General features: G+C 59.5%; 7 protein-coding genes. 6 read left to right on the forward strand and 1 reads right to left on the reverse strand.

The window, feature by feature from the left end; genetic code table 11:
* The first annotated feature begins 11 nt into the window (after positions 1 to 11).
* The 6 genes from mexE to ACYZT0_RS11755 all read left to right on the forward strand — a co-directional run bounded on the left by mexE (position 12) and on the right by ACYZT0_RS11755 (position 10551).
* On the forward strand, positions 12 to 1265 hold the full coding sequence (mexE, locus tag ACYZT0_RS11730; RefSeq protein ID WP_462045965.1) for a multidrug efflux RND transporter periplasmic adaptor subunit MexE: 1254 nt from the start codon (positions 12 to 14) through the stop codon (positions 1263 to 1265).
* A gap of 15 nt (positions 1266 to 1280) precedes the next feature.
* Complete coding sequence (locus ACYZT0_RS11735; protein WP_462045966.1) at positions 1281 to 4463, forward strand: efflux RND transporter permease subunit; 3183 nt, start codon at positions 1281 to 1283, stop codon at positions 4461 to 4463.
* Entirely contained in the window at positions 4460 to 5881 is a 1422-nt protein-coding gene (locus ACYZT0_RS11740) for an efflux transporter outer membrane subunit (protein WP_462045967.1), read from the forward strand. Before ACYZT0_RS11735 ends, ACYZT0_RS11740 begins: the two co-directional genes overlap by 4 nt.
* Positions 5882 to 6208: 327 nt before the next feature.
* Complete coding sequence (locus ACYZT0_RS11745; RefSeq protein ID WP_462045968.1) at positions 6209 to 7264, forward strand: tetratricopeptide repeat protein; 1056 nt, start codon at positions 6209 to 6211, stop codon at positions 7262 to 7264.
* Between the two features lie 117 nt (positions 7265 to 7381).
* A complete protein-coding gene (locus ACYZT0_RS11750; protein WP_462045969.1) occupies positions 7382 to 8884 on the forward strand; it encodes an ATPase domain-containing protein in 1503 nt (500 codons plus the stop codon).
* The gene (locus ACYZT0_RS11755) at positions 8881 to 10551 is read left to right on the forward strand and encodes an ATP-binding protein (protein ID WP_462045970.1); all 1671 of its coding nucleotides are present in this window, start codon (positions 8881 to 8883) and stop codon (positions 10549 to 10551) included. The genes ACYZT0_RS11750 and ACYZT0_RS11755 overlap by 4 nt, the downstream gene beginning before the upstream one ends.
* Before the next feature lie 96 nt (positions 10552 to 10647).
* Here ACYZT0_RS11755 and ACYZT0_RS11760 read toward each other — a convergent pair whose 3' ends face one another.
* Positions 10648 to 11025, reverse strand: a complete 378-nt coding sequence (locus ACYZT0_RS11760) for a response regulator (protein WP_462037267.1) — start codon at positions 11023 to 11025, stop codon at positions 10648 to 10650.

An 11025-nucleotide genomic window follows, 5' to 3' on the forward strand; every position in this document is an offset into this window, starting at 1 on the left:
CGGATGCATCCATGGAACAATCACTCAAACATTTGCGCTTCCCGTTGGCCCTGTTGGCCGTGCTGGTGATGAGCGCCTGCGGCAAGACTCCGGACACGGCCGCCACTATGCCCGCAGCCAAAGTCAGCGTGGCCAAGGTGCTGGAACAACCGGTCAACGAATGGGACGAATTCACCGGGCGCCTCGAAGCGCCGGAAACCGTAGAAATTCGTCCACGGGTCTCCGGCCAGATCGATGAAGTGGCCTTCACTGAAGGCGCATTGGTCAAGAAAGGCGACCTGCTGTTCCAGATTGACCCGCGTCCATTCCAGGCCGAGGTCCGCCGCCTCGAAGCCCTGGTTGCCCAGTCCCGCGCCAATGCTACCCGCAGCGAAAATGAAGCCCAGCGCGGTGAACGCCTGCGCACCAGTAATGCGATTTCCGCCGAACTGGCCGATTCGCGAACCAGCGCTTCGCAAGAAGCGCGCGCTGCCGTCGGTGCCCTCCAGGCGCAACTGGACCTGGCCAAACTGAACCTGAGTTTCACCCGTGTTACCGCGCCGATCAGTGGTCGCGTCAGCCGTGCGGAAATTACCGCCGGCAACCTGGTAACCGCCGACACCACCGCGCTGACCAGTGTGGTTTCCACTGACAAGGTCTACGCCTACTTCGACGCCGACGAGCGTGTATTCCTCAAATACACCGCGCTCGCTCGCCAAGGCAAACGCGGTGCAACCACCCCGGTTTACCTTGGCCTGTCCAATGAAGACGGTAACCCGCACCAGGGCGTGATGAACTTCGTCGACAACCAGGTCAACCCGAAAACCGGCACCATCCGCGGTCGTGCGGTGTTCGATAACAGCGACGGCACCTACACCCCAGGCCTTTATGCCCGTCTGAAACTGGTCGGCAGCGGCACCTACTCCGCCGTGCTGATCAACGACGAAGCGGTCGGTACCGATTTGGGTAAAAAGTTCGTGCTGGTGATGGATGCCGACAACAAGACGGCGTATCGCTCGGTCGAGCTGGGTCCGAAGATCGAAGGCTTGCGCATCGTGCGCAGCGGCCTGAACAAGGATGACACCATCATCGTCAAGGGGCTGCAACGGGTTCGTCCTGGCTCGCCGGTCACCCCTGAAGTGATCCCGATGGCCAGCGAACAAACCCTCGCCGCTCTGGCTCAACAACGACAAGCGCTGGAAGCCAGCAACCTGCCCCAAGTCGCACCTGCCAAGGTCGCGCCGGGTTCGGTTGTGAAACTGGCTGCTGCGACTCCACGCGGTTAAGGGACGATAACTCCGATGAATTTTTCCCAATTCTTCATTTCGCGGCCGATCTTCGCAGCGGTGCTTTCGCTGCTGATCCTGATCGCCGGCGCCATCTCGCTGTTCCAGTTGCCGATCAGCGAATACCCGGAAGTGGTTCCGCCGACCGTTGTGGTCCGTGCCAACTTCCCGGGCGCCAACCCAAAAGTCATCGGTGAAACCGTGGCAGCTCCGCTGGAGCAAGCCATCACCGGCGTCGAGAACATGCTGTACATGTCTTCGCAGTCCACCGCGGACGGCAAGATCACCCTGACCATCACCTTCGCCCTGGGCACTGACCTGGACAACGCACAGGTGCAGGTGCAGAACCGCGTGACCCGGACCGAGCCGAAACTTCCCGAGGAAGTGACGCGAATCGGTATCACCGTGGACAAGGCTTCGCCCGACCTGACGATGGTTGTGCACTTGACCTCGCCGGACAAACGCTACGACATGCTCTACCTGTCCAACTACGCCTTGCTCAACATCAAAGATGAGCTGGCGCGTCTGGGCGGTGTCGGTGACGTGCAGTTGTTTGGCATGGGCGATTACTCGTTGCGTGTCTGGCTCGATCCGAACAAGACTGCTTCGCGTAACCTGACCGCCACCGACGTCGTGACCGCCATCCGTGAACAGAACCGTCAGGTGGCTGCCGGTGCGTTGGGTGCACCTCCTGCACCGAATGCCACCGCGTTCCAGCTGTCGGTCAACACGCAAGGCCGTCTGGTTTCTGAAGAAGAGTTCGAAAACATCATCATTCGCTCCGGCGACAATGGTGAAATCACGCGCCTGAAAGACATCGCTCGGATTGAACTGGGTTCCAGCCAATACGCCCTGCGCTCGCTGCTGAATAACCAACCGGCCGTGGCGATCCCGATCTTCCAGCGCCCTGGCTCCAACGCAATCGAGATCTCCAACGAAGTGCGCGGCAAGATGGCCGAGCTGAAGAAGAACTTCCCGGAAGGTATGGACTTCAGCATCGTCTATGACCCGACGATCTTCGTGCGCGGCTCCATCGAGGCGGTGGTTCATACCCTCTTCGAAGCGCTGATCCTCGTTGTCCTGGTGGTGATCCTGTTCCTGCAGACCTGGCGTGCCTCGATCATTCCGTTGGTGGCGGTGCCGGTTTCGCTGATCGGTACGTTTGCCGTGATGCACCTGTTCGGCTTTTCGCTGAACGCCCTGTCACTGTTCGGATTGGTATTGGCCATCGGTATCGTGGTGGACGACGCCATCGTGGTGGTGGAAAACGTTGAGCGAAACATCGGACTGGGGCTCACTCCGGTTGAAGCGACCAAGCGGGCCATGCGTGAAGTGACCGGTCCAATCATCGCGACGGCGCTGGTGCTGTGTGCGGTGTTTATCCCGGCGGCCTTCATCTCCGGATTAACCGGGCAGTTCTACAAGCAATTCGCCCTGACCATTGCGATCTCGACCGTTATCTCGGCGTTCAACTCGCTGACCCTTTCGCCTGCCTTGGCGGCTGTGTTGCTCAAAAGCCATGACGCGCCGAAGGACCGTTTCTCCAAGGTCCTCGACAAGATCTTTGGTGGCTGGCTGTTCCGTCCGTTCAACCGCTTCTTTGACAAGGCCAGCCACGGTTATGTCGGCACTGTAGGCCGGGTTATCCGCAGCAGCGGTATTGCCCTGCTGTTGTACGCAGGCCTGATGGTGCTGACCTTCTTCGGTTTCGCCAACACCCCGACCGGTTTCGTACCTGGCCAGGACAAGCAATACCTGGTGGCCTTCGCTCAACTGCCGGATGCCTCGAGCCTGGACCGTACCGAAGACGTGATCAAACGCATGTCCGACCTGGCCCTGAAACAGCCTGGCGTGGAAAGTGCGGTGGCCTTCCCTGGCCTGTCGATCAACGGCTTCACCAACAGCCCTAACGCCGGCATCGTGTTCGTCACCCTGAAACCGTTCGACGAGCGTAAAGACCCGAGCATGTCCGCCGGTGCCATTGCCGGTGCGTTGAACGGCCAGTTCGCCGGGATTCAGGAAGCCTACATGGCGATCTTCCCGCCGCCGCCCGTACAAGGGCTGGGCACCATCGGTGGTTTCCGCCTGCAGATTGAAGACCGGGGCAACCTGGGCTATGACGAGCTGTACAAAGAAACCATGAACATCATCAACAAAAGCCACAACGTGCCGGAACTGGCCGCCCTGTTCACCAGCTACACCGTGAACGTGCCACAGGTCGACGCGGCTATCGACCGGGAAAAAGCCAAGACTCATGGCGTGGCCGTCAGCGACATCTTCGACACCCTGCAGATCTATCTGGGTTCGCTGTATGCCAACGACTTCAACCGCTTCGGTCGTACCTATCAGGTCAACGTTCAGGCCGAGCAGCAGTTCCGTCTCGAACCGGACCAGATCGGTCAGCTGAAAGTGCGTAACAACAAAGGCGAGATGATCCCGCTGGCGACCTTCATCAAAGTCAGCGACACCTCGGGCCCAGATCGCGTGATGCACTACAACGGTTTCATCACCGCTGAAATCAACGGTGCAGCCGCGCCCGGCTACAGCTCCGGCCAGGCCGAAAAAGCCATCGAGAAACTGCTCAAGGAAGAACTTCCGAACGGCATGACCTACGAGTGGACCGACCTGACCTACCAGCAGATTCTGTCCGGCAACACCGCGCTGTTCGTGTTCCCGCTCTGCGTACTGCTGGCGTTCCTGGTACTCGCGGCACAGTACGAAAGCTGGAGCCTGCCACTGGCGGTGATCCTGATCGTACCGATGACCCTGCTGTCGGCCATCACTGGTGTGATTGCCTCCGGTGGCGACAACAACATCTTCACCCAGATCGGCTTGATCGTACTGGTGGGGCTTGCGTGTAAGAACGCGATTCTGATCGTCGAGTTTGCCAAGGATAAACAGCAGGACGAAGGCCTCAGCCCGCTCGCCGCGGTATTGGAAGCTTGCCGTCTGCGTCTGCGTCCGATCCTGATGACTTCCTTCGCGTTCATCATGGGTGTTGTGCCTCTGGTCTTCTCCAGCGGTGCCGGTGCCGAAATGCGTCATGCCATGGGTGTGGCGGTGTTCTCCGGGATGCTCGGGGTAACCTTCTTCGGTCTGTTGCTGACGCCAGTATTCTACGTATTGATTCGTAACTTTGTGGAGCGCGGTGAAAAGCGCAAAGCGGCCAAGGCCCTGAAACTGGAGGCGCAACAATGAGCCTGAAAGCCTTCCTGCCGAGCCTCCTGGTACTGGCCCTGAGTGCCTGTGCCGTCGGTCCGGACTACAAGACTCCAGCCAATGAGCCGGCCAACATCACGACCGCCACCGATGGCAGCGCCGGTCAGAAGAACTTCGACCGCTCGCGTTTCGAAGGCATCTGGTGGCAGCAGTTTGAAGACCCGACGCTCAACCAGTTGGTGACCCAATCGCTGCAAGGCAACCGTGATTTGCGCGTGGCCTTCGCCCGCTGGAAAGCGGCGCGGGCGATTCGCGACGACGTCAGCAATGACGCCATGCCGACCATCACCAGCCGGGCCAGCAGTGACTTGGCCAAGGGTCAGATCCCTGGCCAGACCACGAAACGGGTTAACAGCGAACGCTACGACCTGGGCCTGGACATGGCGTGGGAGATCGACCTGTTTGGCCGTATCCAGCGCAACCTGGAGTCCGCCGACGCCGAACAGCAGGCGCTCGAAGCCGATCTGTACCAACTGCAAGTCTCCATGATTGCCGAACTGGTGGACGCCTACGGTCAGCTGCGCGGAGCGCAGCTGCGGGAAAAGATCGCCCTGGCCAACCTGAACAACCAACAGGAATCGAGCAAGATCACCGTCAGCCTGCGTGATGCCGGCGTCGGCGATCAGCTCGATGTGGTCCGCGCCGATGCACGCCTGGCGTCTGTCGAAGCCAGCGTGCCGCAACTGCAGGCCGAACAGGTTCGTCAACGTAACCGCATCGCCACCCTGCTGGGGGAACGTCCGGACAGGCTGACCGTCGACCTGAGTCCAAAAGATTTGCCGGCGATCGCCAAGGCCCTGCCGATCGGTGATCCGGGTGAACTGCTGCAACGTCGCCCGGACATCCTCAGCGCCGAGCGCAAACTGGCTTCCGCCACTGCCCGTATCGGCGTGGCCAAGGCTGATTTGTTCCCACGAGTCAGCCTCAGCGGCTTCCTTGGCTTCACTGCCGGGCGCGGCTCGCAAATCGGCTCCGCGGCGGCCAACGCCTGGGCGTTGGGCCCAAGTATTACCTGGGCTGCGTTTGACCTTGGCAGCGTGCGCGCCCGTTTACGTGGCGCCGATGCTGATGCCGAAGGCGCCCTGGCGACCTACGAGCAGCAAGTACTGTTGGCGCTGGAAGAGTCGGAAAACGCCTTTAGCGACTACGGCAAACGTCAACAACGCCTGATCTCGCTGATTCGTCAGAGTGAATCCAGCCGCGCCGCGGCCGACCTGGCCGACATTCGCTACCGCGAAGGCACGGCGGACTTCCTCGTCCTGCTCGACGCCCAGCGTGAGCGCCTGGCGGCTGAAGACACCCAGGCCCAGGCCGAAGTCGATCTGTACCGCGGCATTGTCGCGATTTACAAAGCCCTCGGCGGTGGCTGGCAACCAGAGACGGTCGCCAGCAAGTAATGTTTTAACGAGCTCCTTTGGTTGGCCGCAACCAACCAATTCCTTTGCCCTGCGCCTCATTGGGTCGCGGGGCTTTTTTTGTCTGCTCGCCACGTCCTAATCCACCACCGTCCCCTGTGGGAGCGAGCTTGCTCGCGATACGGTGGATCAGTCGCCATTAATGTTGAATTGGAGGGCGTAATCGCGGGGCAAGCCCGCTCCCACAGGGTTTAGTGTGCCTTCTTGTTATTCTGGACAGACGCCCTCCCCAACACCGGGTTTGACTCACAGCCCTGCCTGACCGAAGCTGGCAACCTTGCAAAAGCTTGCCAGCTCCCGGATTCCTGCATGCACCAGTCCCGCCGCTACCTGCTCATCAGCCTCTGCGTCCTGTTTGCCATCGGCCTTGCCTGGTTTTTCCTGCGCAGCACAACCCCCGCAGTGCCGGAGGCGATCAAGCGTGGCTACAGCGAAGCGCTGAACCAGGCGCGCGCAGGCCAGCCGGGCGCAGCGCGGGTCCTCTACCAGCAATTGGGCCGCTCTGATATATCGGTCAAACGCCGCATCTGGCTGCATGCCGAACTGCCCAACTACCCCAGCTCCGTGGCGCTGAAACTGGCGGATGCGGACTTGCAGCATGAATCGCCAGACGTGCGCATTGCGGCGATCAAAAGCATCAGCGGCCTAGTGCCCAGCGGTCAGCGCAGTCTGCTGCTGGGCCCGTTACTCGATGACGGCGAACAGCGCGTCCGCTATGCCGCCATCAACGCGTTGCTGGGGCTTTCGCCGGACGATCTCGGTTTGTATTTCGGGCCGCTGGAACAAGCGATCGATGCCTGGGAACAGGATCTGAAGAGTCAGCCGGAAAGCGCCGACAACCACTATCAATTGGCTCAGCTGCATCTGCACAATGCCGAATTGAAAGAGGCGCGGCAGGCACTGGAGAATACCTTGCGTCTTGCGCCCGGCAACCTGCCGGCGCTGGTGATGCAAATCGAAGTGCTGGATCGACAGGGCCAAAACGATGCCGCCCGGCAGCTGCTGGCCAAGCAGCTGAAGGCTCAACCCGATTCAGCCTACCTGCAACATGCCTTGGGGCTCTGGTTGCTGCATCACGGGCAAAGTGAATTCGCCCTGCTCGGCCTTTCCAAAGCCGTGGAGCTGGAGCCGGATAACAAAGAATACCGCTACGACCTGGCCACCACGCTTCACGATGAACAGGAGCTGGAAGCGGCGCAAAAACAGTTGCAGGAGGTCGTCCAGCGCCACCCGGCCGATCGCAAGGCTCGGGTATTGCTGATCAACTATTGGAAGGAAAGCGGACAGCTGCAGAACGTGCAGATTTTGTTGGCGCAACTTGAACAACTCAATCCCGACGACCCTGCGTTGCAGCAAGGGCTTTAACAACAGCAAAAAATCTCGTTGAACTCGTCGTCTCGGCCAAGGGTCAAGTAAACAGGCAGTCCATTCAGGCACTTACGGCCTGCTGCCTCGCTTCCCCTAGTCATGAGAGGGCATTTTTTGTCTACATCTAACGAGTTGATCAGTGCAAAAGCCGCCACCGGCATCGAAGGTCTGGATGACATCCTGGCCGGTGGATTGTCCCGCGGCCATGTGTTTTTACTGGAGGGTGAGCCCGGTACCGGCAAAACCACCGTCGCTTTGCATTTCCTGTTGGCCGGCGCTTGTGCCGGCGAACGCTCGTTGTACATCACCTTGTCGGAAACCGAGCGCGAGCTGCGGCAGGGAGCGTTGTCCCACGGCTGGGAGTTGGATGAGAACATCTACATCTTCGAGCTGACGCCCCCGGAAAACGTGCTCAATGCCGAGCATCAACAGAGTTTGTTGTATTCCTCGGACCTTGAACTGGGCGAAGCCACCCAGCAGATTTTCGAAGTGGTCGAACGAATCAAACCTACCCGCGTGGTGCTCGACAGTCTTTCCGAGATCCGTCTGCTGGCACAAAGCTCGCTGCGCTACCGTCGCCAGATCCTCGCGATCAAACATTACTTCGTGCGCTATGACGCCACAGTGGTGTTGCTGGACGACTTGACCACCGAATCCCTCGATAAAACCGTACACAGTGTGGCCCACGGCGTCATTCGCCTTGAGGAACTGACCCCCAACTATGGCGCCGAGCGTCGACGGATTCGCGTGTTGAAATACCGCGGTCAGAAATACCGTGGCGGTTATCACGACTTCACCATCATGGGTGACGGCGTGCATGTATTCCCGCGTTTGGTGGCCGCCGAACATCGCGGTTGCTATGTCCGCCAGCAATTGTCCAGCGGCATCAAGGCCATGGACTCCCTGCTCGGCGGCGGTATCGAGACGGGGTCCAGCACGCTGATCCTTGGTCCGGCCGGTACCGGCAAATCGCTGATCTCGATGATCTTCGCCGCTGCCGCCGTGGCTCGGGGCGAAAAAGCTGCGTTGTTCATTTTCGATGAAGAGCTCGGGTTACTGTTCGAGCGCATGCAGAACATCGGCATCGATCTCAAGGCGCTGCAAGACACTGGCAATCTGCTGATCGAGCAAGTAGACGCGGCCCAGTTGTCTCCTGGAGAGTTTTCCTACCGGGTTCGTCGCTGCGTCGATGAGGGCAACATCAAAACCGTGGTGATCGACAGCATCAACGGCTATCAGGCTGCGATGCCCGAAGAAAACGCTCTGGTGCTGCACATGCACGAGCTGCTGTTGTACCTCAATCGCCAGGGTGCCGCGACCTTCATGACCGTCGCTCAGCATGGACTGGTCGGTGACATGCAAGCCCCCGTGGACATCACTTATCTGGCCGATACGGTCATCCTGTTGCGCTACTTCGAGGCACTGGGCAAGGTTCGCCGGGCGATCTCGATCATCAAGAAACGCACGGGCAGCCATGAATCCACCATTCGTGAATACCGCATCAGCGCTCAGGGCATGACCATCGGTGAACCGCTGGATGCGTTTCAAGGGGTGTTGAGCGGCGTCCCTACTTATCTGGGTGCCAGCAAACCTTTGCTTCAGGAAGAAAGCCCGTGATTGCCCAGGAAGCATTGTCCGAGCGCGCGCTCATTCTTGCGCCGCTGGGCCGCGACAGCCAGATTGCGCTGATGATGCTTAACGAAGCGGGTTACGACGGGGTGATTACTCGAGACCTGGTGGCGTTGTGCCGCGAACTGGAACAAGGGGCAGGATTGCTCCTGATCTCTTCCGAGGCCTTGTCCGGCGGTGATCTTGAACCGCTGTTCGGTCTGATCGAGCAACAGCCTGCCTGGTCCGACCTTCCCATTGTTTTGATGACCTACCATGGCGGCCCGGAACAAAACCCGGCGTCGCGCTACGGCCCACAGTTGGGGAACGTGACTTTTCTTGAGCGTCCTTTTCACCCGGTTACATTGATCAGCCTGGTGACCACCGCGTTGCGCGGACGTCGACGACAGTACGAAGCCAGGGACCGGCTGATCGATTTGAGTCAAAGCGAACTGCGACTGCAAAACACCCTCGAAACGCTTGAACAGCAGGTCGAGGAACGCACCGCCCAGCTGCGACACAATGAAGAAGCCCTGCGCCAATCCCAAAAAATGGAAGCGGTCGGCCAGCTCACCGGCGGTATTGCCCACGACTTCAACAATATGCTGACCGGCATCATCGGCAGCCTTGAGCTGTTGCGCCGGCGTCTGGCGCGTGGGCGCATCGAAGATCTGGACAGTCTTATCGATCTGGGGGTGACCTCAGCCAACCGCGCGGCGGGCCTGACCCACCGTCTGCTGGCGTTCTCCCGGCGTCAGTCGCTGGATTCCAAACCCGTGGAGATGAACGCCCTGGTGGTTTCCATGGGCGAACTGCTGCAACGCAGCATCAACGAAAGCATTCAGCTGGACATGCAACTGAACGAGCAACTCTGGGTGGCCGAGGCCGACCCCAACCAACTGGAAAGCGCCCTGCTCAATCTGGTGATCAATGCCCGGGATGCAATGCCCGACGGCGGAAAACTGGTGGTGAAGACCAGCAATCAACATCTGGACATTGCGTTCACCGAGGCACAGAGCAACCTTCAACCGGGTGATTATGTGGTGCTGAGTGTCACGGATACCGGGTGTGGCATGCCGCAAAGCACCATCAACCGAGCCTTTGACCCGTTCTTTACCACCAAGCCAATCGGTCAGGGCACAGGCCTTGGACTGTCGATGATTTATGGTTTCAGCAAACAATCGCGCGGCCACGTCGCCATTCACAGCAAAGTGGGCGAAGGCACCACGGTGAGTCTCTTCCTTCCACGTTTCGGCGGTGACGTCCCTCAGGTCAGCCCGATAGACGCCCAGCACGCCTCCTTCGCACAGAACGGCGAAACGGTGCTGATCGTCGAGGATGATCTGGCGGTGCGGGTGTTGGTTAGCACGGTATTGAGTGAGCTGGGTTATGCCTTCGTCGTGGCAGGCGATGCCGACAGCGCGGTGCCCATTCTCGATTCCGCGCAGCGTATCGATCTGTTGATCAGCGACGTCGGGTTACCGGGCATGAATGGCCGGCAACTGGCGGAAATCGGCCGGCAGTACCGGCCCGAGCTCAAGGTGTTGTTCATTACCGGGTATGCCGAACACGCGGCTGTGCGCGGCGGGTTCCTTGACCCAGGCATGCAAATGATCACCAAGCCATTCACCTTCGACCTATTGACGGCGAAGGTGCGGGAGATGATCCGGATCTGAATGCCCCTGTAGGAGCGAAGCTTGCTCGCGAAAGCGTAAGTTCTGACACACCGCGTTATCGTTCTTCGCGAGCAAGCTTCGCTCCTACAAAGGGCCTTACGACAGCATTTCCTGCATAAGCTCTTGCAGTACATCCAGATCGAACGGCTTGGCCAAAATCGGCGCCTTACGGGTGATCGGGCTGTCCGTCTCGCGGATCTCTTGCGGATAACCGCTGATAAAGATCACCTTGAGCTCCGGTCGCAGCTTCACGGCAGGTTCAGCAATCTGGACGCCAGAAATTCCGCCCGGCAGGCGGAAGTCGGTGATCATTATGTCCAGGTGGGGTTTGCTCGACAGAATTTCGAAGGCCTGCTCGCCGTTTTCGGCCTGCAACACCCGGTAGCCCTCACCCGACAGATAGGCCGACAGCACCATCAAAATCGAGGGGTCATCTTCGACGATCAATACGACGTCTTGTGCATCTTCACTCAT

The sequence above is a fragment of the Pseudomonas sp. ZS1P83 genome (assembly GCF_054897825.1).